At 74.1% G+C, this 26,008-nt stretch carries 18 protein-coding genes; 10 read left to right on the top strand and 8 right to left on the bottom strand.

Annotation, left to right across the window (positions count from 1 at the left end):
* Positions 1–128 precede the first annotated feature (128 nt).
* The 3 genes from NFS20_RS10775 (at position 129) to NFS20_RS10765 (ending at position 9,738) form a co-directional block, all read left to right on the top strand.
* Positions 129–3,764 carry a GH92 family glycosyl hydrolase gene (locus NFS20_RS10775; RefSeq protein ID WP_251151760.1) on the top strand — a complete coding sequence of 1,212 codons (3,636 nt, stop codon included), beginning with the start codon at positions 129–131 and terminating at the stop codon, positions 3,762–3,764.
* 123 nt (positions 3,765–3,887) lie between these two features.
* Complete coding sequence (locus tag NFS20_RS10770; RefSeq protein ID WP_251151759.1) at positions 3,888–9,029, top strand: glycoside hydrolase domain-containing protein; 5,142 nt, start codon at positions 3,888–3,890, stop codon at positions 9,027–9,029.
* A 118-nt stretch (positions 9,030–9,147) separates the two neighbouring features.
* Positions 9,148–9,738: a YdeI/OmpD-associated family protein gene (locus tag NFS20_RS10765; protein WP_251151758.1), complete on the top strand. Its 591-nt coding sequence runs from the start codon at positions 9,148–9,150 to the stop codon at positions 9,736–9,738.
* Here NFS20_RS10765 and NFS20_RS10760 read toward each other — a convergent pair.
* Positions 9,735–10,553: a helix-turn-helix domain-containing protein gene (locus NFS20_RS10760; RefSeq protein ID WP_251151757.1), complete on the bottom strand. Its 819-nt coding sequence runs from the start codon at positions 10,551–10,553 to the stop codon at positions 9,735–9,737. The genes NFS20_RS10765 and NFS20_RS10760 overlap by 4 nt on opposite strands.
* Before the next feature lie 138 nt (positions 10,554–10,691).
* Between NFS20_RS10760 and NFS20_RS10755 the strand changes: the two genes are divergently transcribed.
* Entirely contained in the window at positions 10,692–11,102 is a 411-nt protein-coding gene (locus tag NFS20_RS10755) for a nuclear transport factor 2 family protein (RefSeq protein ID WP_251151756.1), read from the top strand.
* Between the two features lie 46 nt (positions 11,103–11,148).
* Here the strand turns inward: NFS20_RS10755 and NFS20_RS10750 are convergent, their stop codons facing one another.
* On the bottom strand, positions 11,149–11,967 hold the full coding sequence (locus NFS20_RS10750) for an aminoglycoside 3'-phosphotransferase (RefSeq protein ID WP_251151755.1): 819 nt from the start codon (positions 11,965–11,967) through the stop codon (positions 11,149–11,151).
* 128 nt (positions 11,968–12,095) lie between these two features.
* On the opposite strand from NFS20_RS10750, the gene NFS20_RS10745 reads away from it, so the two are divergent.
* Complete coding sequence (locus NFS20_RS10745) at positions 12,096–12,566, top strand: peptidoglycan-binding domain-containing protein (protein ID WP_251151754.1); 471 nt, start codon at positions 12,096–12,098, stop codon at positions 12,564–12,566.
* Here NFS20_RS10745 and NFS20_RS10740 read toward each other — a convergent pair.
* Positions 12,544–13,530, bottom strand: a complete 987-nt coding sequence (locus NFS20_RS10740; RefSeq protein ID WP_502800806.1) for a 3-methyladenine DNA glycosylase — start codon at positions 13,528–13,530, stop codon at positions 12,544–12,546. The two genes, NFS20_RS10745 and NFS20_RS10740, sit on opposite strands and share 23 nt — an antisense overlap.
* Before the next feature lie 141 nt (positions 13,531–13,671).
* Between NFS20_RS10740 and NFS20_RS10735 the strand changes: the two genes are divergently transcribed.
* Positions 13,672–14,709 carry a DUF4190 domain-containing protein gene (locus tag NFS20_RS10735; RefSeq protein ID WP_251151895.1) on the top strand — a complete coding sequence of 346 codons (1,038 nt, stop codon included), beginning with the start codon at positions 13,672–13,674 and terminating at the stop codon, positions 14,707–14,709.
* An 87-nt stretch (positions 14,710–14,796) separates the two neighbouring features.
* Here NFS20_RS10735 and NFS20_RS10730 read toward each other — a convergent pair whose 3' ends face one another.
* The 3 genes from NFS20_RS10730 to NFS20_RS10720 all read right to left on the bottom strand — a co-directional run bounded on the left by NFS20_RS10730 (position 14,797) and on the right by NFS20_RS10720 (position 17,496).
* Entirely contained in the window at positions 14,797–15,177 is a 381-nt protein-coding gene (locus tag NFS20_RS10730) for an MmcQ/YjbR family DNA-binding protein (RefSeq protein WP_251151753.1), read from the bottom strand.
* Positions 15,178–15,240: 63 nt separating this feature from the next.
* Entirely contained in the window at positions 15,241–16,293 is a 1,053-nt protein-coding gene (locus tag NFS20_RS10725; protein WP_251151752.1) for an aldo/keto reductase, read from the bottom strand.
* A gap of 9 nt (positions 16,294–16,302) precedes the next feature.
* Positions 16,303–17,496 (bottom strand): heparan-alpha-glucosaminide N-acetyltransferase domain-containing protein, encoded by a 1,194-nt coding sequence (locus NFS20_RS10720; RefSeq protein WP_251151751.1) that lies wholly within the window; start codon positions 17,494–17,496, stop codon positions 16,303–16,305.
* Positions 17,497–17,618: 122 nt separating this feature from the next.
* On the opposite strand from NFS20_RS10720, the gene NFS20_RS10715 reads away from it, so the two are divergent.
* From NFS20_RS10715 to NFS20_RS10700, 4 genes are all read left to right on the top strand, one after another.
* On the top strand, positions 17,619–18,512 hold the full coding sequence (locus tag NFS20_RS10715; RefSeq protein WP_251151750.1) for a methyltransferase domain-containing protein: 894 nt from the start codon (positions 17,619–17,621) through the stop codon (positions 18,510–18,512).
* Between the two features lie 44 nt (positions 18,513–18,556).
* Positions 18,557–19,339, top strand: coding sequence for a fumarylacetoacetate hydrolase family protein (locus NFS20_RS10710; protein WP_251151749.1), 783 nt, complete (start codon positions 18,557–18,559; stop codon positions 19,337–19,339).
* A 77-nt stretch (positions 19,340–19,416) separates the two neighbouring features.
* Positions 19,417–20,913, top strand: coding sequence for a glutamate--tRNA ligase (gene gltX, locus NFS20_RS10705; protein WP_251151748.1), 1,497 nt, complete (start codon positions 19,417–19,419; stop codon positions 20,911–20,913).
* A 17-nt stretch (positions 20,914–20,930) separates the two neighbouring features.
* Positions 20,931–21,704 carry an HAD family hydrolase gene (locus NFS20_RS10700; protein ID WP_251151747.1) on the top strand — a complete coding sequence of 258 codons (774 nt, stop codon included), beginning with the start codon at positions 20,931–20,933 and terminating at the stop codon, positions 21,702–21,704.
* On the opposite strand, the gene NFS20_RS10695 is transcribed toward NFS20_RS10700, so the two are convergent.
* Together NFS20_RS10695 and NFS20_RS10690 are read right to left on the bottom strand one after the other, a co-directional pair.
* Entirely contained in the window at positions 21,694–24,717 is a 3,024-nt protein-coding gene (locus tag NFS20_RS10695) for a glycoside hydrolase family 9 protein (RefSeq protein WP_251151746.1), read from the bottom strand. The two genes, NFS20_RS10700 and NFS20_RS10695, sit on opposite strands and share 11 nt — an antisense overlap.
* A 174-nt stretch (positions 24,718–24,891) precedes the next feature.
* Positions 24,892–25,995, bottom strand: coding sequence for a YeiH family protein (locus tag NFS20_RS10690; RefSeq protein ID WP_251151745.1), 1,104 nt, complete (start codon positions 25,993–25,995; stop codon positions 24,892–24,894).
* Between the last annotated feature and the right edge of the window lie 13 nt (positions 25,996–26,008).

Genomic DNA, 26,008 nt, shown 5'->3' with positions numbered 1-26,008 from the left:
GTCTCCCAGAGGTCGGGCACGACGGCGGTTGACAGCGCTGTCTGAAGAATGTGAGGGTAGGGCGTCCGGCGCCGCTGCCGACAGCCGACGAATCCCCACGAGGTCGTGGGACGAACGGGAGACCACCGATGACCTTCCTCCGCAGGCGCACGCGCCAGAGTCGTCGAGGCCCTGCCTCGACGCGCGGTCCGGTGCCGGCGCGCGCCGCCGTCGCGCTGCTCACCGCCTCCGCCCTCCTCGTCCCGGCCGCCGCAGCCGTGGCCGCGCCTGCCGCCCCGACAGCGACGGAGTCCGACGACGCCGCTGCCGCCGCGGTCGAGGGGCCGCTCGTCGACCTCGTCAACCCGTTCATCGGGACGAAGGACGACGGCAACACCTACCCGGGCGCGGCCGTCCCGTTCGGGATGGTCCAGCTCTCGCCCGACAACGGGCACAACGTGGGGTACGACCACGACCGGACGTCGGTGCGCGGCTTCTCCCTGGTGCACCTCTCGGGCGTCGGGTGCGGCCTCGGCGGCCCGCTGCCCGTCCTGCCCACGACGGGCGCGGTGACGGCGACCGACTACGCGTCCTACGCCCTCCCGTACACGCACGACGACGAGGAGGCCTCGCCGGGCTACTACCGCGTCGGCCTGCAGTCCGCGGCCGGCACGATCGAGGCCGAGCTCACCGCGAGCGAGCGCACGGGCGTGCAGCGCTACACGTTCCCCGCGACCGAGCAGGCGAACGTGCTGCTCAACACGGGCCAGGCGCTCAACCGGGTCACGTCGTCCGAGGTGCGCGTCGTCGACGACCGCACGGTCGAGACCGAGATCACCGTCCGCGGCTTCTGCCAGGACACCGAGCCGCAGACGATCTGGACCCGCACGACGTTCGACCGACCGTTCACGGCGCACGGCACCTGGGACGGCGACACCGTCACCGCGGGCTCGGACGCTGCGAGCGGCGGCGAGCAGCGCCGCGGCGCCTACGTCACGTTCGACACGACCGGTGGCGACCTCGACGTCGAGGCCGTCACGGCGATGAGCTACGTCGGCGCGGACGGCGCCGCGGCGAACCTCGTCGCGGAGGCGGGCACGTTCGACGCCGTGCACGACGCCGCGCGCTCGGCCTGGGAGGACCGCCTCGGCCTGGTCCAGGTCGGCCAGGGCGACGAGACCGACCTGCGCACGTTCTACTCGTCGCTGTACCGCAGCTTCCTCGCGCCGAACACGGCGTCCGACGTCGACGGCCGGTACCGCGGCTGGGACCAGGAGGTCCACACGGCGGGCGTCGAGGGCGAGCCCGGCACGTACTACCAGAACTACTCGCTGTGGGACACGTACCGCACGCAGCAGCAGCTCCTGTACCTGCTGGCGCCGAAGGAGTCGGCGGACATGGCCCTCTCGCTCGTGCGCCAGGCGGAGCAGGGCGGCTGGCTCCCGCGGTGGGGCTACGGCACGGTCGAGACGAACATCATGACGGGCGACCCGGCGACGCCGTTCCTCGTCAGCGCGTGGCAGCAGGGTCTGCTCGCGGGGCACGAGGAGGAGGCGTACGCGGTCCTGAGGCAGAACGCGGACGGCGTGCCGCCCGAGGACTCGCCCTTCAACGGGCGCGCCGCGAACGTCGAGTACCTGCGCGACGGGTTCGTCCCGCACGAGCCGGCACGCTCGGGCAAGCCGGGCGACTACGACCTGCAGCACGGCGGGTCCGCGACGATGGAGTACGCCCTCGCGGACGCCATGCTGTCGACGATGGCCCGCGGCCTCGGCCACGTCGAGGACGCCGACCGCTACGCGGCGCGCGGCCAGAGCTACCGCAACGTGTTCGACCCGCGCACGGAGAACTTCCGCGCGCGCAGCGCCGACGGGTTCTTCGTGGGCGACCCCGACCCGGCGCACTCCGACGGGTTCCACGAGGGCACGGCCGTGCAGTACCAGTGGCTCGTGCCGCAGGACGTGCCCGGCCTGTTCGACCTCATGGGCGGGACCGACGCCGCGATCGACCGCCTCGACGCCTTCTTCGCCTACGACGAGCTCGTCGAGGACCCGGCGCGCGTCGCGAGCGAGGTGTGGGTCAACGGCACCTACGACTACTACGGCTGGGAGACCTACAACCCCAACAACGAGCCGAACCTCCACGCGCCGTACGTCTATCTGTGGACCGGCCAGCCCTGGAAGACGACCGACGTCGTGCGCGCCGCGGCGACGCTCTTCACGGACGGCCCCGACGGCGTCACCGGCAACGACGACCTCGGCACGATGTCGGCGTGGCACGTCCTGTCGTCGATCGGCGTCTACCCGATCGTGCCGGGCACGGACCTGTGGGGCCTGACGACGCCGCTGTTCGACGACGTGACGATCACGCTCGACCCGGACGTCTTCGGCCGGGACGCGCTGCACCTCACCGCGGACGGGGTCGCGCCGGACGCGCACTACACGCAGTCCGTCTCCCTCGGGGGCGAGGCGCTCGACCGCGCGTGGGTCACGGGGGACGAGCTCACCTCGGCCGGGACGCTGGACGTCACCGTCGGGTCCGAGCCGTCGGCCTGGGCGACCGCCCCCGAGGTCTCCCCGGGCGCCGTCGTGCCCGCCGACGGGACGGTGGAGCGCCTGTTCGTGGGCGCGACGCCGCGTCAGCCGGTGCTCGCCCCGGGCGGGCAGACCGAGGTCGCGGTCCAGGTCGTCGCCCAGGGCGAGGGCACGTCGAGCGGCACGCTCGAGGTGACCTCCGACGGCGCGGTCACGGCGACGACGGACCTCGCCGAGTGGTCGGCGATGTCCGACGGGCTCCCGGCGACGGTCGAGGGGACGGTCACGCTGTCGGCCCCCGCCGACGCCGAGCCGGGCAGCCACGTCGTGCGGCTCGTCGTGCGCGACGCGGCGGGCACCGAGGCCGTGCGCGAGATCCAGGTCGTCGTGTCCGGCGAGTCGTGGATCGCCGGGGCGTTCGACAACGTCGGCATCGGTGACGCCGGTGCCGCGAACGCCGACCTCGACGGGACGGGCGCCTACCTGCTGCGCGACCTGCTCGCCGACCTCGGCGTGGTGCAGGGGCTCGACCTGACCGTGCCGGGCACGGACCTGACGTACCTGCTGGGCGCACCGCCCGCCGGTGAGCCGGACAACGTCGCGGCGAACGGCCAGGTGCTCGAGGTGCCCGAGGCGCAGCGGGGGACGAGCACGCTCTCGCTCGTCGGGACCGCGACCCACGGCACGCAGCGCGGCGACCTCGTCCTCGGGTTCGCCGACGGCACGAGCGAGACCGTCCAGGTCGCGCTGAGCGACTGGTGCACCGGCTCGCCCGAGCCGGACAACATCCTCGTCGCGAAGCCGGGCGCGCGCGGCAACGGGACGGGCACGGACCGCTTCGGCTGCGGCCTGTACGCCACGGCACCGGTCTCCGTCCCGGACGGCAAGGTGCTCACGAGCCTCACGCTGCCCGTCAACACGCGCCTCCACGTCTTCGCGGTGGCGACTGACGCGACCGGTGTCGCGCCCGCGCCGCAGGTCGAGGTGACCGCACAGGCTCGCTGCCTGGGCGGGCGGGCGTTCGTGGCGGTCCGTGCGGTCAACACGGGCGAGCAGCCCGCGGCGATCGAGCTCGCGACGGACTTCGGGGCGAAGGCGTTCCCGCAGGTCGCCCCCGGCGCGAGCGCGTACCAGTCGTTCGCCGTCCGGGCGGCGCAGGTGGAGGAGGGCGAGGTGACCGTGACGGTGACCACGCCGGACGGCGAGCCGCAGCAGGTCACGGCCGTCCACCCGGCGATCACCTGCTCGTAACCCCTCCCTGACAGGGTGGCGCGGGCCGCGCTCCGGCGGCCCGCGCCACCGCTGTCATCCCGCATCGCCCCGGCGGCCGTCCGGACCGCCGACCCTCACGACGACCCCGACCACGAGGACCCCATGAGCTCCAGGCCTTCGCGCCACCGAGGCGCCGCACCCTCCGTGCCCGCCGCCGCACCGCCGTCCCTCCCCGGACCGAGGAGGCACGCCGTCCGCCGACGCAGCTCCGGACTTCTCGCCGGGGCCGTCGCCGCCGCCCTCGTCGTGGTGGGTCTCGCCCCTGTGGCGTCCGCGACGGAGGCCCCCTCGGCGGCCGCCGACGACCGTGACGTCGCGTCCCTCGTCGACGTCTTCGTCGGCACCGAGGGCGACTACGGCAACGACATGCCGGCCGCCCAGGCGCCGAACGGGCTCGCGAAGGTCAACCCGCGCACGACGCCGGGCCGCAACAACACGGGCTACGACTACGCGCAGTCGCAGATCTCCGGCTTCACGCACACGAACCTCGACGGCGTGGGCGGCTCGGGCGGCGGCGGCGACATCCTCGTGGTGCCGACGTCGGGCAGCTACACCGCGCGCCCCGGGACGGGCACCTACGCCCACCCGTTCTCGAAGGACACCGAGACGGGCAGCCCCGGCTACTACGGGGTGACGCTCGGCAACGTCGCCGGGACGGACGGGGGGATCGGAGCCGCCGAGGGCAGCATCGAGGCCGAGGTGACGGCGACGACACGATCGGGCGTGCACCGGTACGCGTTCCCCGACGGCGCGACGCCGACCCTCGTCGTCGACCTCGAGACGAACAACACGAGCCGGACGTCGTCGTCGGTCGACGTGGAGACGCTCGCCGACGGGCGCGCGGCGCTCCGCGGCCAGGTCACCGGCTACTTCTACAACGCGGCGTACACGCTCTACTACTACGCGCAGACGACGCAGCCGGTCGCGAAGGTCACCACGTGGGGCGACGACGACGAGCTCGTCGACGCGACGTCGCAGGACGGCCGTGACACCGGGGCGGTCCTCACGTTCGACCCGGCGCACGCGGACGAGGTCGGCCTGCAGGTCACGCTGTCGCCGGTGAGCGTCGAGCAGGCGCGACTCGACCAGCAGGTCGAGCTCGGCGACCTCACGTTCGACGAGGTCCGCGACCGCACGCGCGCCGAGTGGAACGCGACGCTCGGGCGGGTCGACGTCGAGGCGTCGACCGCGACCGACCCCACGGGCGACCTGCAGAAGCTCTTCTACACGCACCTCTACCGCATGTTCGCCATGCCGATGAACGCGACGAGCACCTCGGGCACGTACCGCGGGGTCGACGGTGCGGTTCACAGCGCCCAGGGCTTCACCTACTACGACTCGTGGGCGACCTGGGACGACTTCCGGAAGTTCTCCGTCATCGCCTACATCGACCCCGCGCTGTACCGCGACATGGTGCAGTCGCTCGTCTACCTGTTCGCCGACGCGGAGTCGACGGGCACGGGCGGCGGGCTCGGCGGGTTCGTGCACTCCGTCCCGACGGTGCGCTGGGAGCGGTCGTCCGTCGTCGTGGCCGACGCGCTCGCCAAGGGCTTCGAGGGCTTCGACCGGCTCGACGAGGCGTACCCGGCGCTGAAGCGCCTCGTCGGTGAGTACAGCGCCGCGGAGCTCGAGCGCGGCTACGTGGCGGGCAACCCCGGTGCGTCCGTGCAGCGCGGGTACGACCAGTACGGCCTGTCCGTGATCGCCGACGCGATCGGCCTCACCGACGAGGCGCAGACCCTGCGCGAGCAGGCGGCGTGGCCGATCGACAAGCTCACCAAGCCGGGCGCGTGGACCGCTGCCGACGGTACGCCGGTCGGGCTGCTCACCCCGCGGGCCGCCGACAGCTCCTGGCAGAGCGCCGACCACGAGCGGTTCGAGGCGGCGAGCCTCTACCAGGGCACGCTCTGGCAGTACCACTGGTACGACGCGTACGACATGGACGCGCTGATCGAGGCGATGGGCGGCACCGAGGCCGCACGGCTCGCGCTGCGCCACATGTTCGGCGAGCACGCACCCGACGACGGCACGGCGATGCTCCACTCGAACGCCAACGAGATCGACCTCCAGGCGCCCTACCTCTTCAACTACACGGGGGAGCCGAGCCTCACCCAGAAGTGGACGCGCGCGATCTACACGAAGGAGACCTGGAACCGGTACATCGCGACCGGGTCCTCCAGCGCGGTGCCGAGCGGCGGCGGCGAGTTCACCCCGCCGGTGAGGACGAAGGTCTACCAGCTCGACCCGCGCGGCATGCTCCCGACGATGGACAACGACGCCGGCACCATGTCGACGATGTTCGTCGCCGCGGCCGTCGGGCTGTTCCCCGTGACGGCCGGGTCGTCCCAGTTCCAGATCGGGTCGCCGTTCTTCGACTCCACGACCATCACCTACGACGACGGCGCCACGTTCGCGGTGACGGCCGAGGGCGTGTCCGAGGACGCGTTCTACGTGCAGTCCGCGACGCTCGACGGCGCGGACCTCGCCAACACGTGGCTCGACTACCCGACGGTCGTCGGGGGCGCGGACCTCGCGTTCCGGATGGGCGAGGAGCCGAGCGACTGGGGCACGGACACCGAGCCGGCGTTCTCGATGAGCACCAGCACCGACGAACCCGTCGAGGGCCCGCGCGCGAGCGCCGACCCGACGACGGTGCAGACCGGTGACGGCGGCGCGGTCGACGCCACCGTGACGCTGACGCTCGACGGCGCGCGGTTCGCCGCGACGCCCGGCACGGACCTCGTCGCGAGCGGGGACGCGAGCGTCGTGGGCCTGCCGGACGGCGTCACGTCCACCGTGACGGTGGCCTCGGAGACCGCAGCGACCCTGACCCTCGCGGGGACGGCGTCCGCCGACGCGCGGTTCTACGTCCACCTGCGCGACGCGGCCCTCGCCGACGGCGTCGCCGCGTCGGCGCTGCAGGGACAGGGCGTCTCGGTGCGCTCCCCGCTGCGGCTGTCCGTCGCGTCCGCGGAGCGCGAGGTGCTCCGGCAGCTGGTCGACGACGCCGTCATCGTGCGGCACGGCAACTACTCCTCGGCCACGTTCGACCGCTTCACCGCGGCGCTCGGCCGGGCCCAGGAGGTGCTCGCCGACGAGTCGGCGACGAGCGTCGCCCTGCGGTTCGCCGCGGACGGGCTCGGTGCCGCGGCCGACGCCCTCGACCTCACCGGCGGTGGCTACCGCACGCTCGAGGCCGAGCGGTCCGAGGCGTGGTCCGGCGGTGAGCTGAAGAACGAGGCGAACAGCTCCGCCGGGAACCTCGGCGGCGTGCGCTCCGGGTCGTGGGTCCAGTACCGCGACATGACGTTCGACGGCCCTGCCGGTCCCGTCGCGCCGCGCTACCTCACCGTCCGCTACGACACCAGCTTCGCCCCGTCGGAGGCGCCGAGCACGGTCGTCGTGCACGCCGGAGACGTCACGGGGCCGACGGTCGCGACCGTCCCGCTCACCGGGACGAGCGGCTGGGGCAAGTACACCGAGGTGACGGCGGAGCTCGGCGACGTGCAGGCGCTCGTCGACGCGGAGGTCGTGACGTTCGAGCTCCTCGCGCCGTCTGGCCGCAGCTGGGTCGGCAACTTCGACTGGTTCCGTTTCGACGCCGAGGACCCCGCGGGCCCGGGCCAGCCGGGCGACTTCCCGACGGTGACGGTCGAGGCCGAGGACTGGACCGAGAGCTCGGGCCGGGGGCTCAAGAAGGAGTCCTCGACCTGGACGAGCGGGCCGGTGACGAACGTCGGGGGCACCGCGGACGGCGACTGGCTGGCGTACGGCGAGGTCGACCTCGGCGACCTGCCGCTCGGCGAGCTGTCCGTCCACTACGTGCACAACGCGAACCGCTCCGGGAAGAGCTCGGCGCTGTCGGTGTACCTCGACGAGTTCGACCCGGCGAACCCGGGTGAGCCCTTCGTCACCGTGCCGCTGCCCACCACCGGGTCGAGCTGGACCACGGACGGTACGGCGACGGTCGTGCTCCCCGAGACGGTCCAGGGGACGCACGAGGTGTTCGTGCGCCTGACGACCGAGGCGTACGCCGACCACCCGTACGTCGCGAACCTCGACAGCCTCACGTTCGCCCCGGGCGGCCCGACGGAGGTCGTCGTCGAGTCCGAGGCCTGGACGCAGAACTCCGGTCGCGGGCTGAAGAACGAGAGCTCGACGTGGGCGAGCGGGCCGGTGACGAACGTCGGGGGCACCGCGGACGGCGACTGGCTCGCCTACGGCGAGGTCGACCTCGGGTCGGGCGCGCTCGACCAGCTCGCGGTCCACTACGTGCACAACGCGAACCGCTCCGGGAAGAACTCGGCGCTGTCGGTGTACCTCGACGCGTTCGACCCGGCGAACCCGGGGGAGCCCTTCGTCACCGTGCCGCTGCCCACCACCGGGTCGAGCTGGACCGTGGACGGCACGGCGACGGTCGACCTGCCGCGCGCCGTGCGCGGCACGCACGAGGTGTTCGTGCGACTGACGACCGAGGCGTACGCCGACCACCCGTACGTCGCGAACCTCGACAGCATGACGTTCTTCACCGACGTCGACGACGTCGAGATCCCGCCGACCGACACGGCGGCTCTCGCCGCGTCGGTCGAGGACGCCGAGGCGTTCGAGGCGGAGATCGACCGGTACGGGCGGATCGACGCGGGCGTCTTCTCGCGCGAGCTCGACGCCGCGCGACAGCTCCTCGGCACGGCGGGCGCCACCCAGGCGCAGGTCGACGAGCGGGCGCGGCGCCTCGGCCTGGCGAGCGACCAGCTCGTGCCGGCCGAGCGCCGTCGGCTGGAGAACCTCGTGACGAGCGCGGAGGCCGTGACGGACGAGGGGTACGGCCCCGAGTCGTGGGCGGCGTTCCGCGCGGCACTCGCCTCCGCCTCCGGGGTCCTGGAGGACGCCTCGGCGACCGACGCAGCGCTGCGCGACGCGCGGACCGCGCTCCAGGCGGCCATCGACGCGCTCGAGGAGCCCGGCGACGTCGAGCTCGTCACCGTCGAGGTCAGCCCGCGCTGCCTCGCCGGCAAGCCGTACGTCGCGGTCCGAGCGACGAGCACGGCCGACCGTCCGGTCGACGTCGTGCTCGCCAGCGCGCTGGGGTCGAAGACGTTCGCCGCGGTCGCACCGGGTGCGAGTGCCTACCAGTCGTTCGCCGCGCGGTCCGCGACGGGCGACCTGGACGTCACGGTGACCGCCACCGGGGAGGAGGGCGAGCAGACGGTCGAGCAGACCGTCACGATCCCGTCCTGCTCCTGACCGACGGACCGACCCGGGAGGCGCCGAGGGAACGCCTCCCGGGTCTGGTCGTCCGTCCCCTTGGCGCCCGCTGCGCGGAGCGGGCACGCTGGTGCCCCACCGACGAGAGGCACCACGGATGGACGAGTACCAGGGGCGCCCCGCGTTCCACGCCGGCACGCCCCAGGAGTGGCGCGCGTGGCTCGCCGAGCACCACGACGAGCCCGAACCTGGCGTGTGGCTCGTGACGTGGCGCCGGGGGAGCGGGCACCCCGTGCCCGGGTACGAGCCGTGGATCGAGGAGGCACTGTCGTTCGGCTGGATCGACGGGCAGGCCGCGACCGTCGACGACGAGCGGCACGCGCTGTGGTTCACGCGCCGGCGTCCGGGCAGCCGCTGGACGCGCCTCAGCAAGGAACGGGTCGCGCGCATCGAGGCCGACGGCCGCCTGACCGCCGCCGGGCGCGCCGTCGTCGACGCGGCGAAGGCCGACGGGTCCTGGACCCGGCACGACGACGCCGAGGCGCTCGTCGTCCCGGACGACCTCGCGTCGGCGCTCGCGGCCCGGCCCGGGGCTCGCGAGCGGTTCGACGCCTTCACGCCGGGCGTGCGGCGGTCGATCCTCGGGTGGGTCGTCGAGGCGCGCCGCCCGGAGACGCGCGAGCGCCGCATCGCCGAGACTGCCGACCAGGCCGCACGAGGCGTCCCGGCGCACCAACCACGCCGCTAGCGACCGGCGGTGCCCGGGCGACGGGTCACCCCGAGGGCGGCCGCGGTCGCGTCGTCGGCGGGGAAGAACGACTCGACGGCGAGCTCGTCGAGCGTCACGTCCTGCGGTGAGCCGAAGACGGTCGTCGTGTAGCAGAACGCGAGGTCGCCGTGCTCGCCGGCGAGCCGCAGCGGCACGACGGCGTCGCGAACCGGTGTGCCGAGGTCGCCCGCGGCGGCGCGTGGGTCCGTGGCGTGGACGTAGCCGGCGAGCTCCGTCAGCAGCTCGCCGAGCACCGGGTCGCCGGTGCGATCGAGGGTGCGACGCACGCGGCGCAGGGTGTGCCGGCCCCACTCCGGGAGGTTGCGGATCCGGCCGGCCATGCCGTCGGGATGGAGGGTGAGCCGCAGCACGTTCACCGGGGGTTCGAGCAGCGCCGGCGCGGCCCCGTCGAGGAAGCCCTGCGCCGCCGAGTTCGCCGCGACGAGGTCCCAGCGGCCGTCGACGGCGAGCGCGGGGAACGGCTCGTGGCCGGCGAGCACGAGGTCGACCGCCCGGGACGCCGCCGCGAGGTCCTGCGACACGAGCGACGACTCGCGGTGGACCGGCGCGAACCCTGCGGCGAGGTAGAGGTCGTTGCGGGCGCGCAGCGGGACGTCGAGCTCGTCGCAGAGCCGCTCGAGCATCGCCCTGCTCGGTCGTGCACGTCCCGTCTCGAGGAAGCTGATGTGCCGCGCGGAGACCTCGGCGCCGACGGCCAGGTCGAGCTGGGACCGCCGGCGACGGACGCGCCACTCGCGCAGGAGGGCGCCGGCGGGAGCGTCGGTGACGGTCATGGCACCACCCTGCCCCGGGCACGGGACGCGTGCCAACTACCTCCGACGTCATCGACGTCACGACGTCGGGCGCCGACGGTGGAGGTCCGGCACGGTGCCGGGACGGCCGCCCTGCGGCCGCGGACCCGAGGAGGGCGCATGACCACCACGACCACCACGACCACGACGAGCGCCGCTGCGGCGGTCGAGCGCTACCTGGACTTCTGGAACACGCCGGACGCGACGGGGCGCGACCGGCGCGCGTCCGTCACGTTCGCGCGCGACGTCGAGTACGACGCCCCGCTCCGGCGGCTGAAGGGGTACGACGCGGTGCTCGGCTTCGCGACGGAGCTGCTCACGCACGTGGCGAGGCACCGGTTCGAGCCCCGGGTCGAGCCGGACCTCCGTGAGGACCGTGCTCGGCTGCGCTGGCGAGCGCTCGCGCCGGACGGGTCGGAGTTCGCCACCGGGACGGACGTGCTCCTCGTCCGGCCCGACGGGCTCGTCTCGTCGGTGACGACGTTCCTCGACCGGCCGCCGGCCGGGTTCGCCGCGCACGACCAGGGCTGAGCCGATCGGTGGAGGGAGCGCCTGGCGGTGCCGGGCACGTGACGGCTCAGCTCAGGTCCCACAGGAGCCGGTAGAAGGCGATGCGCTCCGGGTCGGGCTCGACGCCGTAGCCCGCGTAGACCTCGCCGTCGTACCCGGGGCCGTAGTTCCACTCGGTGCTCCAGGCCGCGACGGCGAGGTCCGCCCACCGGTCGGCGACCCCGAGCGAGCCGAGGTCGACGTGCGCGGCGAACGTGCCGTCGTCGTGCAGGAGCGTGTTGGGCGCGCACGCGTCGCCGTGGCACACCACGAGGCGGTCGACGACGGGCGGGTCGTCCAGCCGGGACCGTGCCTCGACGGCACTGAGGCCCCGGTGCTCGGGGAACCACTCATGCGGGCCCCCGCCGCCGGCGAGCCGGGCGTCGGCCTGCGCGACCCGCACCGGGACCCCCCAGTCGAACGGGCACTCGTCGACGGGCAGCGCGTCGTGCAGGACGCGCAGCCCGCGACCGATCGCGCGGGCCGCGGTCGCAGGCTCGGCGACCCAGCGGGCGTCGACCGCCGACGTGCCCGCGAGCGCCTCGGTGACGAGCCAGCCGCCGTCCGCGCCCGAGCCGCGGTCGACGACGCGGGGGACCGCAGCACGACCGCCCGCCCAGGCGAGGCGGGTGGCTTCGGCGGCGAGGTCGAGCTCGGGCGTCCCGGCGGCGACCCACTTGGCGAAGCGCGTCGGTCCGGTCGCGCCAGCGGGGTCGAGGCGGAACGTCAGCCCGCCGAGCTGGTTGCGCCACACGGGGGTCACGACGTCGTCGCCCGCGAGCGCGCGCACCGCGTCCGGGACGACGACGGCATCGGTCGGCACGGCGGCAGCCGGGAGGTGGTTCACGCGAGCGATCCTCGCACGGGCGTCGCAGAGCGCATCATGCCGACGGGCGACCCCTCTCTCCGGACGGGGGCGCGGACGCCTCACGGCGGGATCGACCGCCGCGTCCGCGACCGCGGAAGGGAAGGATCATGACCACCGTCATCACGGCACTGCCGCCGTGGCCGCGCGTGCGGCGCGGAGCGAACGGGCACCCCGTCCAGTCGGTCCAGCACCTCCTGCGGCACCGGGGGCACGACCTCGTCGTCGACGGCGTGCTCGGGCCGCTGACCGAACGAGCGGTCCGTGCGTTCCAGGAGTCCAGGGGCCTCGACGTCGACGGGGTCGTGGGTCCCGCGACCTGGGCGGCGCTCGTCGTGGTCGTGCGCCGGGGGAGCGTCGGCGAGGCGGTGCGCGCGGTCCAGCGCGAGGCCGTCGCGCGCGACCTGTCGGGCCGGCCGGATCCGGTACTCGTCGTCGACGGGCAGCTCGGTCCCCGCACCGAGGCGTGGGTGCGCGCGTTCCAGGACGCGCTGCACGCGGGATTCCCCGAGGTGCTCGTCGACGGCGTCGTCGGGCCCGTCACGTGGCGCTGCCTCGTCAGCGGGATGCTGTCCCACTGACGCCCGGCCGCTGAGAGGGCACGCTCGTCGGGCCCGGATCGGCGTCGGACCCCACGAGCGGTGTGCACACCGCGAGCAGACGTTCCCGCAGCGCTCCACCGCGCTCCGCGAACGCGCGCTGGTGGCGCACGTACTCGGCCTTGCCCTCGGGCGTCTCGATCGCGACCGGGGCGAGCCCGTAGGACGACACGTCGTACGGCGACGCCTGCATGTCGACGGCCCGCACGTCGCGCGCGAGCTCGAACGTGTCGAGCAGGAGGTCGCCCGGCACGGCCGGGCCGAGCTTCAGGGCCCACTTGTACAGGTCCATCGTCGCGTGCAGGCAGGCCGGCTGCTCGAGCGCGGTCTGGGTCTCGCGCGTCGGGGTCTGCCGGTTGAGCGGCACGGCGTCGGGCGTGAAGAAGCGGAACGCGTCGAAGTGCGAGCACTGCACGGGGTGCGAGGCGACGACAGCGTCCGTGCCCTCGTGGCCGAGCCGCAGGGGCAGCGCGTGGCGGTGGTCCCGACCGGACGCCTGGTCGCGGTAGACCATGGCCCACTCGTGCAGGCCGAAGCAGCCGAAGCGTCCGGGGCGCGACGCCGTCGCCTCGAGCAGCTCGACGACGTACCGGACGGTGTCGCCGCGCTCGGCGAGGTAGGCCGGGACGTCGAGGGTCACGCCGTCCGACGTCGGGCGGTACCAGCGCCAGGTCGCGCGCTCGCCCGGGTCCGCGAGGACGAGGCCGGCGCCCGGGTGCCAGCGGCGGAGCTGGGCCGGTCGCGTCGGGTAGTACGTGAAGAGGAAGTCCTCGATCGCGTGCTTCTCGCCGAGCGGCTTGCGGCGGCGCCAGCCCGCGGTGAAGTCGTCGGCGCGCTCGGCGTGCCGGCGCTCGGCCTCCTGCCACTCCTCCGCGGGCACCACGACCTCGTGCCCGACGGCGCGGCGAGGCGCGGTCGGTCCCGGGGCGAGGTCGGTGGTGGGCACCACCCCAGGGTACGAGAACGGCCAAGATCACCCGGTGGACAATTGGGTCGCGCGGCACCGATGACGACAGAATGGGTGTGAACGTGCTGTGAAGTCCCGGCACGCCACCCGACGACGCGGTACAGACCGCGAAGGAGCATCATGACGCAGCCGCCCGCCGGCTCCCCCGACCCGTACCAGCACGACCCGTACCAGCCCGGCGGCTCGCCCTCACCGGACGCGTACGCGCCGCCCTCACCGGACGCGTACGCCCCGCCCGCGCCGTCGGGCGCGCCCGAGCAGTCCGCGGCCTGGGGTGCGCCCGCCGGTCAGCCCGAGCAGGCGCCGTACGGTGCCGCACCGGGCTACGGTGCACAGCCCTACGGCACCGACGCCCCGGCCCAGCAGCCCTACGCCGCGCCGTACGGTGGCGCGCCGGACCCGGCGCAGCAGGGCTACGGCGCGCAGCCCTACGGTGCGCCGGACCCGACGCAGCAGCCGCCCTACGGCGCCCCCTACGGCGGGTACCCGGGCTACGGGCCGCCCGCGCCGTCATCGACGAACACGCTCGCGATCACGGGCTTCGTCCTCGCGATCGTCGGCCTGCTCGGCTGCTGGATCCCGGGCCTGAACATCTTCGCCGCGATCCTGGGGCTCGCCGGCCTCGTGCTCGGCATCGTCGGTCTGCTCCAGGTGAAGAACGGCAAGACCGGCAAGGGCTTCGCGCTCTCCGCGATCGTCGTCGGCGCGCTCGCGATCGTCGGGACGGTCCTCACCTACGTGCTCCTCGTCGCGTGGGCCGACTCCGTCTCGACGGAGTACGAGCAGACGCTCTCGGAGCTCGAGACGGAGACGCAGCAGGACCTCGACCGCATGTCGGGCGACGCGACGGACGACATCCTCGCGAACGACCTCGGGGTGGAGTTCGGCACGTTCGAGGGCACGGCCGACGAGTACGGCTGGGTCGACTCGTCGCTCACCGTCACGCTCACGAACAACGCCGACGAGGCGATGATGTACGACCTCGACGTCGACGCGGTCGCGGCCGACGGCACGGTCATCGAGTCGGACTTCGCCTTCACCGAGACGCTCGAGCCGGGCGCGACCGAGACCGTCGAGATCTTCGACTTCATCGACGCGGAGAACCTCGAGGCGATGAAGACCGCGACGTTCGAGGTGACGTCGGTCAGCCAGTACTGACCCGCTGCACGTCACGACGGCCTGCCCGGCTCCTCCGGGCGGGCCGTCGTCCGCGTCGCCCGGCGGAGGGCCACCCCGACCGGACGGTCACTCCGACTCGGCGAGGTACTCCGCCGCGAGTCGCTTCGGGGCGCGCGCGAGCCACGCGTCCTGCACGACCTCCTCGAGCTCCGGGACGGGGATCCGGTCGAGCCGCGCGAGCACGATGGCGTAGCCGTCGAAGTGCGAGGTCGTGAGGAACGTCGCCGGGTCGTCGCCGAGCAGCGCCTGCTTCTCGCCCTCGTCGCCCACCCAGAACGCCAGCGGAGCGGCCTCGGGTGCGGCGTCGCCCAGCTCGGTGCGGTCCTTCGGTCGTAGGGGTCGCTCCCAGACGAACGCCTTGCCGTGGACGCGCCACTGGTGCGGGTCACCCTGCGCGGTGTCGGGCAGGACCGCGGCGATGCGGTCGAGGTCGTCCCACGTGGCCATGCGTCCACGGTAGGCCCGCACCGGTCCGGGCGGTACCCGGAGCGCCCGGTGAGCGCGGTGGCGTCAGAACGGGGCGATCGTCGCGGCCGGCGGGAAGATGTCGTCGATCTCCGCCAGGTCCTCGGCCGTCGGCGCCCACGCGCCGGCGGCGGCGTTCTGCCGCACCTGCTCGGGCCGCGTCGCGCCGGCGATGACGCTCGACACCTGCGGGCGCGACAGCAGCCAGCCGAACGCCACCTGGACCTCGGTGAGGTCGCGGACCTCGCAGAACGCGCGCAGGCCTGCCAGCGCCTCCCACGGCGCGGACTCGAGCAGGTGCGGCTTCGAGCGCACGAGCCGGCCGTCGTCGGGCCGGGCGCCGTGCGCGTACTTGCCCGTGAGCAGCCCGTTGGCGAGCGGAAAGTAGGGCAGGACGCCCAGCCCGTACGCCTGCGCGGCGGGCAGCACCTCGAGCTCCGCGGCGCGGTCGACGAGGTTGTACTGGTTCTGCGCGGAGACGAAGCGCACGCTCCCGGCGGCGCGCGCCGTGAGCTCGGCCTCCGCGATCTGCCAGCCGGCCCGGTTGGAGTGGCCGACGTACAGCACCTTCCCCGCGCGCACGAGGTCGTCGAGCGCCGAGAGCGTCTCGTCGACCGGCGTGAGCGGGTCGGGCGTGTGGAACTGGTAGAGGTCGATGCGGTCGGTGCGGAGACGGCGCAGCGATCCCTCGACGGCGCGCACGACGTAGCGTCGCGACCCGCGCGCGCCGAAGTCCTCGCCGGCCGCACCGCGCATCGACATGCCGAACTTCGTCGCGACGACGACGTCGTCGCGACGCCCGTCGAGCGTCTGGCCGAGGAGCTCCTCGCTCAGGCCCGGGCGAGCGCCGTAGGTGTCCGCGGTGTCGAAGAACGTCACGCCCGACTCGAGGGCCGCGTCGACGACGGCGCGCGTCCCGTCGAGCGTCTCCGTCGCCGTCTGCGCACGGCCGAAGTTGTTGCAGCCGAGCCCGACGGCCGACACGGCGAGGCCGGACCGGCCGAGCCGGCGCAGCGCGGGACCGCCCGGCGCGGGCACGGTCGGACCGGTGGAGCCCGGGGTCGAGACGGGCTGGTCGGTGGGTCCCTGGGTCGTCATGCGCGGACCCTACGACGCGTCGTCCGGCCTCGCGGGAGGGGTGACGGCCGACGTGCGGGCGGCCACCGACGCGAACAGGCGCTCCAGCGGCCCGCGCCCGAACGCCCAGCGCCACGCCGTCGCCGCGGCCAGCGTCACGAGCACGAGGACGAGCAGCGGCCCGTTCGTGGTCTGCTCGTAGGCGGCGTCGCCCCAGATCCACAGGACGACGATCTGGGCCGAGTACACGCTGAGGGCCATCGCCCCGACGGCGGCGACGGGCGCGAGGACCCACCGCCCGACGCGCCCCACGAACAGGCACAGGCCGAGCACCGCGACGGCGAACCCGCCGGACCCGACGACCTCGGGCAGGGTGTCGGTGTGCGGGCCGGCCAGCCACAGGTAGGCCGACGTGGGCCACGGGTCGGACCAGGTGAGGGGTTCGGGCCGCAGGCCGCTCGACCAGGCCGCCGCGGCGTCCTCCACCGCCTGCGGGCCCCCGAGCGGGCCGACGACCGCCGAGGACACCCCGTACCCGATCGCCGTCGCGAGCAGGCCGCCCGTCACGAGCAGCAGCCGCACGAGGGTCGAGGTGAGGTCGAGCCGGCCGATCGCCACGCCGGCGAGCACGTACGCCATCCACACGATCGCGGGGTAGTGGCCGGAGAGGAGGAAGTCGGTGAAGGCGCCCGACCCGTCGTCGGGCAGGTGCAGCCCGGCCCGCGCGAGGGCCTCCGGGCCGTAGTACGCGAGCACCGGCCCGACGAGCGCGATCGTGCCCGCGAGCACCGCGAGCCGCCCGGGCGGCCAGCGCAGGAACGGCAGCGCGAGGACGAAGTACGCGGCGTAGAAGCCGAGGATCAGCAGCACCCGCGTGCCGAGCAGGTCCAGCAGTCCCACGAGCGCGAGGAGCAGGACCGCCCGCACGAGGATGCGCGTGCGCGCCTGGAGCATGGGCAGGCCGGTGAGCGGCGTCCGCCCGCCCGAGACGATCGCGAGGGAGACCCCCGCGACGAGCGCGAAGAGGATCGACGACCGGCCGTGCGAGATCTCGAGGAACGCGGCGACGCCACCGGCGTCGGTGGACGTGAACCCGACGTGCGCCGTGAACATCCCCAGCACGGCGAGCCCGCGCGCCACGTCGACACCGGTGACCCGACCCGGGCCGCCGAGGAGCAGGTCGGCGTGCCGGCGGGCGAGGCCGGGGGCGGCGACGGCAGTCATGGGGGTGATTGTCCGACGCCGGGGCCTCGCGCGCGACGCCCGCCGCGCCCTTCTCGCGAAGTCGGCGCCCAGAGTGTGAGAACGGGGTCGAGAAGGCCCGACGTCCGGCCTACCGTGCGGGTATGACGGAAACCCCTCTCAGCGGAGCCGACGCCGCCGACCCCCGCGGCGACGCCCCCACCGGGGCTGCCGGCTCCAACCCCTCCAAGGAGTCCGAGTCCTACACGCACGGCCACCACGAGTCCGTGCTGCGCTCCCACCGTTGGCGCACCGCGGAGAACTCCGCAGGCTTCCTCCTGCCGCACCTGCGCGAGGGCATGAGCGTCCTCGACGTCGGCTGCGGCCCGGCGACGGTCACCGTGGACCTCGCCGAGCGCGTCGCCGGCGGTCGCGTCGTCGGCGTGGACGCCTCGGCCGCCGTGCTCGACAGCGCGCGCGACCTCGCCGCCCAGCGCGGCACCGCGAACATCACGTTCCAGCAAGCGAACGCCTACGAGCTGCCCTTCGCCGACGGCACGTTCGACGTCGTCTACGCCCACCAGCTCCTGCAGCACCTGTCCGACCCGATCGGCGCCCTGCGCGAGATGAAGCGGGTCGCGAAGCCCGGCGGCCTCGTCGCGGTGCGCGACGCCGACTACGCCGCCATGACCTGGTACCCCGAGTCCCCGGGGCTCACGGAGTGGAACACGCTCTACCACGAGGTCACGCACGCCTACGGGTTCGAGGCCGACGCCGGGCGCCGCCTCTTCGCGTGGGTCCAGGACGCCGGGTTCGACCTCGCGGGGATCGTCCCGTCGGCGAGCACGTGGTGCTACGCGACGCCCGAGGACCGCACGTGGTGGGGCGGCCTGTGGGCCGAGCGCTGCGTCGCGTCCAACTTCGCCGTGCAGGCGCAGGAGTCGGCGCTCGCGGACGACGTCGCGCTCGAGCTGCTCGCGCAGGACTGGCTGCGGTGGGCCGAGGAGCCGGCGGGCTGGTTCGCGGTGCTCAACGGCGAGGTCCTCGCCCGGGTGTGAGCGCCGACGCGGTGGCGCCGGCGCCCGGCCGATAGCCTGGGCCCGTGCGCATCGCGAGATTCACCACCGGAGACGATCCCCGCTACGCCCTCGTCCAGCAGGAGGGGGACCGCACGTACCTCGCGGTCCTCACGGGCGACCCGCTCTACATGCCCGTCACGCCGACGGGGGAGCGGGTCGAGCTGGGCGACGGCGTGCGCCTCCTCGCGCCGGTGATCCCGCGCTCGAAGATCGTCGCGGTGGGCCGCAACTACGCGGACCACGCGAAGGAGATGGGCAACGACGTCCCGTCGAGCCCGCTGCTGTTCCTCAAGCCGAACACGTCGGTCGTCGGCCCGGACGACCCGATCGTCCTGCCCGACTTCTCGCAGGAGGTCTCGTACGAGGCCGAGCTCGCCGTCGTCATCGGCCGGCTCGCCAAGGACGTCACGCCGGAGGCCGCCTCGGCCTACGTGCTCGGCTACACCGTCGCCAACGACGTCACCGCGCGCGACGCCCAGCGCACCGACGGCCAGTGGGCCCGCGCCAAGGGCTTCGACTCCTCGTGCCCGCTCGGCCCGTGGATCGACACCGACCTCGACCCCGAGGACGTCGGCGTCCGCAGCCGCGTGAACGGCGAGACGAAGCAGGACGGCCGCACGAGCGACATGGTGTTCGACATCCCGTTCCTCGTGTCGTACGTCTCCGAGGCCATGACGCTCCTGCCGGGCGACGTCATCCTCACGGGCACGCCCGCGGGCGTCGGGCTCGTCGACGTCGGGGACCGTGTCGAGTGCGAGGTCGAGGGCATCGGCGTGCTGAGCAACCCCGTGGTCCGCCGGGCCTGAGCGCCCGCCGCCCGGGTCCGGTCGTCCGGGCCGGGCGCCCGAGGTGGGCGTCCGGCCCGGACACTAGGCTGGGGCCCGTGATCCCCGCACCTGGTTCCTCGCCCGTCCGTGTCCGCTTCTGCCCGTCCCCGACCGGGACGCCGCACGTCGGGCTCATCCGCACCGCGCTGTTCAACTGGGCGTACGCGCGGCACGTGGGCGGCACGTTCGTGTTCCGCATCGAGGACACCGACGCCGCGCGCGACAGCGAGGAGAGCTACCAGCAGCTCCTCGACGCGCTGCGCTGGCTCGGCCTCGACTGGGACGAGGGCGTCGAGGTCGGTGGCCCGCACACGCCGTACCGGCAGTCGCAGCGTGCGGACCTCTACCAGGACGTCATCCGGCGGCTCGTCGAGGGCGGGTACGTCTACGAGTCGTTCTCGACCCCGGAGGAGTCCGACGCGCGCAACGCGGCCGCGGGGATCAAGACCAAGGGGTACGACAACTTCGACCGCGACCTCACGGACGAGCAGAAGGCGGCGTTCCGCGCCGAGGGCCGCGAGCCCGTCCTGCGCCTGCGGATGCCCGACGAGGACATCACGTTCACCGACCTCGTCCGCGGCGAGATCACCTTCAAGGCCGGCTCGGTGCCGGACTACGCGCTCGTGCGCGCCAACGGCCAGCCGCTCTACACGCTCGTGAACCCCGTCGACGACGCGCTCATGGGCATCACCCACGTGCTGCGCGGCGAGGACCTGCTGTCCTCGACCCCGCGCCAGATCGCCCTGTACCGGGCGCTGCTCGAGATCGGCGTCGCGGGCGTGATGCCGGAGTTCGGCCACCTGCCGTACGTCATGGGCGAGGGCAACAAGAAGCTCTCCAAGCGCGACCCGGAGTCGAACCTCTTCCTGCACCGCGAGCGCGGCTTCACGCCCGAGGGCCTGCTCAACTACCTCGCGCTGCTCGGCTGGTCCATCTCGCCGGACAACGACATCTTCTCGGTCGACGAGATGGTCGCCGCGTTCGACGTGCAGGACGTGCTGCCCAACCCGGCGCGCTTCGACCTCAAGAAGGCCGAGGCGATCAACGCCACGCACGTGCGGATGCTCGCGCCGGAGGACTTCCGCGACCGCCTCGTGCCGTACCTGCACGCCGGTGGCCTCGTCCCCGCCGACTCGTTCGCCGACCTCGAGCAGCGCCACCAGGACCTCCTCACCGCGTCGGCGCCCCTCGTCCAGGAGCGCATGGTGCTCCTCGGCGAGTCCGTCGGGATGCTCGGGTTCCTCTTCACCGCCGACGACGCGCTCGTCATCGAGGACGACGCCCGGTCCGCCCTCAAGGACACCGCGGCCCCGGTGCTCGACGCCGCCGTCGCCGCGCTCGGGGACGTCGACGACTTCACGGCCGAGCCGATCCAGGCCGCGCTGAACGCCGCGATCGTCGAGGGTCTCGGCATCAAGCCGCGCCTCGCGTTCACGCCGCTGCGCGTCGCCGTCAGCGGCCGTCGCGTCTCCCCGCCGCTGTTCGAGTCGATGGAGCTGCTCGGCAAGGAGTCGACGCTCGCGCGCCTCGTGAGCCTGCGGGCCGCGCTGTGAGCGGTCTCCCTGCACCGGTGGGTGGCGGCACTGCCGTGGAGTCGCCGGGCCGGGCGCTGGACGGCGTGCTGTTCGACGTCGACGACACGCTCGTCGACACGATGGCCGCGTTCGCGGCGGCGATCACCGCGGCGTCCCGGGTCTGGCTGCCGCACCTGCCCGAGGACCGCTACGACGAGGTCCTCGCGCTGTGGCGCGCCGACCCGAACCAGCACTACCGGGCCTACACGCGCGGTGAGATCGACTTCGACGCGCAGCGCATGGCGCGCGCCAACGAGCTGCAGGCGACCTTCGGCGGCCGCCTGCTCGACGACGCGGCGTACGTGGACTGGAAGGACCTCTTCTGGGGCACGTTCGAGGCCTCGTGGACCGGTTTCGACGACGCGCGCCCGGTCGTCGACGCGCTGACCGCCGCCGGGATCCGCGTCGGCTCGCTGTCGAACGCGCGCGTCGAGCTCCAGACCCGCAAGCTCGCCGCCGCGGGCCTGCCCGACGTCCCCCTGCTCGTCGGCGTCGACACCCTCGGCTTCGGCAAGCCCGACCCGGGCGTGTTCGCCGAGGCGTGCCGCCGCCTCGGCACCGACCCGGCGCGCACGGCGTACGTGGGCGACGAGCTCGATGTCGACGCGCGCGCGGCGCTCGCGGCCGGGCTCCTCGGCGTCTGGCTCGACCGGCCCGGGACCCGCCGCGGCGGGCCGCACCCGGAGGACCCGGAGGCGGCCCGCGCGTCGGGCGTCCTTGTGGTGCACGGGCTCGACGAGCTGCCCGCGGTGCTCGCTCCTACCGGCTGACCGTCCGGCCGACCGTCCGGCACGGCGCGCCGTCCAGCCAGAACTGCTCGGGCTGGGGCGACGCGAACGAGCCCGGGTCGCCGATGAACCCGACCGTCACCTTCTTCGCGGCGCGGGCGTTCCAGGGCAGCGAGGTCGCGGTGACCGTCTCGCCGTCCTGCGACCACCCGGCGCTCCACGCCTGGCGCGTGACGCGCTGGTCACCGACCCACGACCACGTGAGCTCCGACCAGTCGAGCGGACCGCTGGTCGAGCGCAGCCAGAGCTGGGCGTTGAACCCGCCGGGCCACGACCCGTGCTCGGTGTACGACACCTCGCACGTCGGCGCGACGACCTCGCCCTGGCCCTGGTCGGCGAGGAACGAGGCGACCCACGTGAGCGCGGAGTTCCAGTTGATCGTGATCTCGTTGCTGGCCCACGACGTGATGTCGTCCACGTAGCAGGTCTGCGGCGCGCAGCCGTCGGGGAAGAGCCCCTGCATCGTGGGGTCCCACGTGGGCGCGTCGGAGTTCGGCCCGCCCGCCACCGACCCGGCGGGCGGGTGCGGGAGCTCCGGGTTGAGCTGCGCTGCGAACCAGCGCGAGTGCTGGTTCTCCGCGAAGACCTCGCCGTACCCCGTCACGTACGACAGGTTGAGCGCGTTCCGCCCGAGCAGGTAGTCCGTGGACTCGATCACGGCGTCGCGGTACGCGACGTCGCCCGTGAGGTCGAACGCCGTGCCGAGCACCACCTGCGCGTTGAGCACCGAGCTGTTCGACCCCCAGACGTACGTGCCGTCCTCCTCGCCGGCGTAGGCGGCGCCCCACGGCCCGTCCTGCTGGACCGCGAGGATCGCGTCCGCGCCGTCGAGCACGACGTCCCGCGCGGCGTCCCGGTCGGGGTGCCCGTTCGGCACCGTCGCGAGGTCGATGAGCCCGAGCGGGCCCACCTGTCCCCAGCTGAACCCGCCGCGCCCGATCGTGTCGGTGACGTCGTCCAGATGGGCGTGGACGTAGTCGGCGAACGTCCGCTCGCCGGTCGTGAGGTACAGCTCGACGGCCGCCCAGAAGAACTCGTCGGAGACGTCCGCGTCGTCGTACGGACCGCCGCCGTCGGCACCGTCGGCCGCGGGCGCGTAGAGGTCCGGGGTGGCGAGCGCCGCGGCCCACGCCGTGCGCGCGTCGGCGAGCAGCGCCTCCGCGTAGTCCGCGTCGTGGGCCGCGAAGAGGCGGGCGCCCTGGGCGGCGGTCGCGGCGAGGTTGAGCGTCGCCGCGGTGGACGGGCGGTGCAGGTATCGCGTCTGCGGGTCCTCGTGCGGCAGCAGGGGCAGTCCGGTCCAGCCCTTGTCGTGCACCTTGTGGTGGACCATGCCGGCCAGCGGCTCGCCGGCGGGCACCGTCATCGACCGCAGGAACTCGAGCTCCCACCGCGCCTCGTCGAGCACGTCGGGGACCCCGTTCGCGGCCTCGGGGATCGCGAGCGTCCCGTCGGCGAGCGCGCCGGCGTCGCGGGTGGCGGCGTGCAGGGACCGCTCGTAGGTCGCGAGGAGCTGCGCGGTCGCGATGCCGCCGTTGACGACGTACTTGCCGTGGTCGCCGGCGTCGTACCAGCCGCCGACGACGTCGAGCGTGTAGTCGCACGTCCACGGTTCCTCGTACGGCTGCACCGGGTCGTCCGCGGGCTGGCACGGGACGTCGAGGTCGCCCTGGTTGGTCGCGCCGTCGGCGGGGGAGGAGACGTGCCCGGCGGGCCGCGCGTACTCCTCGCCGACGAGGTCGGCGTCGATCTCGGTGCCCGAGCGGGCGAGGTAGAAGTAGTCGAGCGCGTCGTACCGCAGCGCGTCGTAGGCGGTGGTCCCGACGTCGAACGGGTGGGACGTCTCGCCGTCGGCGACGAGCGTGTACGTGCCCGCGGGCAGCGTCCCGAGGTCGATCGTGTGCACGGTCTCGCCCGACGACGGGTCGGCGCCCGACGGCGTCGTCTCGCCCGAGGCGACGACCTCCTCGCCGGCCCGGACCTCCCAGGCGACGGCGTCGACGGCGTCGGTCACGAGCGTCGCGCGCTGCGGCCCGTCGGCGAGGTAGCCGACCTGGTTGACGCGTACGCGCGGGCCGGTGTCCGGCTCGTAGGGCGGCAGCGTGGCTCCCGAGACCAGCGACACCGTCTCGAGGCAGAACGTCCACGCCTCGCTCGCGCCGCCGAGCTGGAACGCCATCTGCGTCTGCGGGTAGGTCTCCGCGCCTCCGTCGTCGGGACCGGGGAGGGTGAAGGCGAGCTCGCCGGTCGTCCCCGACGCCTCGCCGTACGCGGTGTACGGGTCGACCTGGAGCCCGACGACGGCCCGCACCGGCCCGTCGCCCGTACCCGTGTACCGCGCGACGTAGTCGCCCGCGGGCAGCTCGAGGTCGTTGACGCCGAGGATCGCGTCGTAGGTGCCGACGCCGCCGGGGACGTCCACGCACGCCGCGCCCGAGGAGGTGTCGATCCCCGTCGGGCGCGAGTACCACCACGGGTCGCTGCCGTCCGCGAAGTCGGTCCGGGGCAGGTGCTCCGTCCCGGCCGGGACCAGCGAGACGTCGTCGAGGCAGAACGTCCAGGCCGTGTCGTGGCCACCGAGCTGGAACGCGACCTGGGCCTGCGACTCGTCCTGCGCGACGTCGAACGTCAGGGTGTGCGTGCCGGTCGCGGCACCCGGAGCGAGCGCGAGCGTCCCATACGCGTCATACGGGGCGTAGTCCCGCGCGACGTTCGCGCGGACCGGGCCGTCGCCGGTGGTGGTGAACGTCAGCGACCACTTGCCGGCGGGCAGGTCGACACCGCCCTGGCCGACGATGTGGGCCCACGGGTCGCCGCCTGCCGGCACGTCGGCGCACAGCGCGCCGTCGGTGACGGCGGTGGTGACGTCCGGTGTGGACCACCAGGCGCCGCCGCCGTCGTCGAAGTCACCGTCGACGACGTCGGCCGCGGCCGGCGCGGCGAGCGGGAGCAGCAGCGCGGCAGCCGCGGCGAGAGCGAGGGATCGGGTGCGGTGCACGAGGGAGTCCTTTCGTCGACACTGACGAGACTCGCGGGGGTGAGAGGCGCCATGGAAGCGCTCCCACCGCATCGCGTTCCTCGAACCTAGCACGCCCCGCATCCGCCGAGAAGTGATCCTCCGCCCCCTATCCGCACGGGACCGGACGGGATCTCACGTCTCGGCGGGCTCCGGTCAGGTGAGGAGCAGGACGGCGGCGAGGGACGTCGTCGTGACGACGGCCGCCGAGAGGGCCCCGAGGACGAGCGCGCGCCGGCCGGTGCGCACGAGGCGCGGCACGTCGACGCCGAGGCCGAGCGCGAACATCGCCGCGACGAACGCCACCGTCATGAGCGCAGAGCCCGCGTCGAGCACCGGCTGCGGCACGACGCCCGCGCTGCGCAACCCCACCGCCACGAGGAACCCGACGACGAACCACGGCACGGGCGCGACGCGCGTCCGTCCGCCCGGCGCCCCGGTGCGGGCCGCGACGAGCCCGGCGCCGGTCACGATCGGCGCGAGGAGCGCGACGCGCGCGAGCTTCGCGACGGTCGCGGTCGCGAGCGCGGCGGCCGATACCGTGCCCGCCGCGGTGACGACCTGTGCGACCTCCTGCACGCTCGCGCCGATCCACAGCCCGGCCTGCGCGTCGTCGAGGTGCAGGAGTCGGGCGAGCCAGGGCAGCGCGACGATCGCGAGGGTGCCGTAGACGGTGACGAGCGCGAGCGCGGTGGCGACGGCGTCGTCGTCCTCGCGGACCTGGGCGGGGGTGCGCCCCGGCCGCGCGACGACCCCCTGCATCGCCGAGATCGCCGCCGCGCCGCAGATCGAGAACCCCGTGGCGACGAGCAGCGACGTGGCGCGGGGGACGCGCAGCAGCCGACCGAGCGCGAGCGTGCCCGCGAACGTCACGACGAGCGTCGTCGTCACGACGAGGAGCCCGCGCCAGCCGAGGGCCAGGACCTCCGGGACCGACAGCTGCAGCCCGAGCAGGACCACGCCCGTCCGCAGGACCGTCGTCGTCGTCCACGCGATCCCCGGACGCAGCCCGGCGAGCCGGGCCGCGGTCCGCGGACGGCGGGCCCGCCCGACCACGACGGAGCCCACCACGGCGCCCAGCACCAGGGCCACGACGAGCGGCGAGACCGTCGGGACGATCCGGGAGCCGGCCAGCACGACCACGGTGGCGACGGCCACGACGGCGAGTCCGGGCGCGAGGCGCGTGGCGCGACCCGAGCCGGTCGGCGCCGGGCGCGCGTCGTGCCGGGTGGGCTCGGTCGACGGCCGGGTGGTGGTCATGCTCCCAGGCTGC

The sequence above is a fragment of the Cellulosimicrobium sp. Marseille-Q4280 genome (assembly GCF_943181405.1).
Taxonomy (GTDB): Bacteria; Actinomycetota; Actinomycetes; order Actinomycetales; family Cellulomonadaceae; genus Cellulosimicrobium.
Note: the sequence above shows the minus strand (reverse complement) of the source record. Positions and strands in the feature narration are given on the sequence as shown.

Excerpts from the sequence above, each read along its gene's own strand:
- NFS20_RS10775 (WP_251151760.1), top strand. The coding sequence starts at position 129 with ATGACCTTCCTCCGCAGGCGCACGCGCCAGAGTCGTCGAGGCCCTGCC.
- NFS20_RS10770 (WP_251151759.1), top strand. The coding sequence starts at position 3,888 with ATGAGCTCCAGGCCTTCGCGCCACCGAGGCGCCGCACCCTCCGTGCCC.
- NFS20_RS10765 (WP_251151758.1), top strand. The coding sequence starts at position 9,148 with ATGGACGAGTACCAGGGGCGCCCCGCGTTCCACGCCGGCACGCCCCAG.
- NFS20_RS10760 (WP_251151757.1), bottom strand. The coding sequence starts at position 10,553 with ATGACCGTCACCGACGCTCCCGCCGGCGCCCTCCTGCGCGAGTGGCGC.
- NFS20_RS10755 (WP_251151756.1), top strand. The coding sequence starts at position 10,692 with ATGACCACCACGACCACCACGACCACGACGAGCGCCGCTGCGGCGGTC.
- NFS20_RS10745 (WP_251151754.1), top strand. The coding sequence starts at position 12,096 with ATGACCACCGTCATCACGGCACTGCCGCCGTGGCCGCGCGTGCGGCGC.
- NFS20_RS10735 (WP_251151895.1), top strand. The coding sequence starts at position 13,672 with ATGACGCAGCCGCCCGCCGGCTCCCCCGACCCGTACCAGCACGACCCG.
- NFS20_RS10730 (WP_251151753.1), bottom strand. The coding sequence starts at position 15,177 with ATGGCCACGTGGGACGACCTCGACCGCATCGCCGCGGTCCTGCCCGAC.
- NFS20_RS10725 (WP_251151752.1), bottom strand. The coding sequence starts at position 16,293 with ATGACGACCCAGGGACCCACCGACCAGCCCGTCTCGACCCCGGGCTCC.
- NFS20_RS10720 (WP_251151751.1), bottom strand. The coding sequence starts at position 17,496 with ATGACTGCCGTCGCCGCCCCCGGCCTCGCCCGCCGGCACGCCGACCTG.
- NFS20_RS10715 (WP_251151750.1), top strand. The coding sequence starts at position 17,619 with ATGACGGAAACCCCTCTCAGCGGAGCCGACGCCGCCGACCCCCGCGGC.
- NFS20_RS10690 (WP_251151745.1), bottom strand. The coding sequence starts at position 25,995 with ATGACCACCACCCGGCCGTCGACCGAGCCCACCCGGCACGACGCGCGC.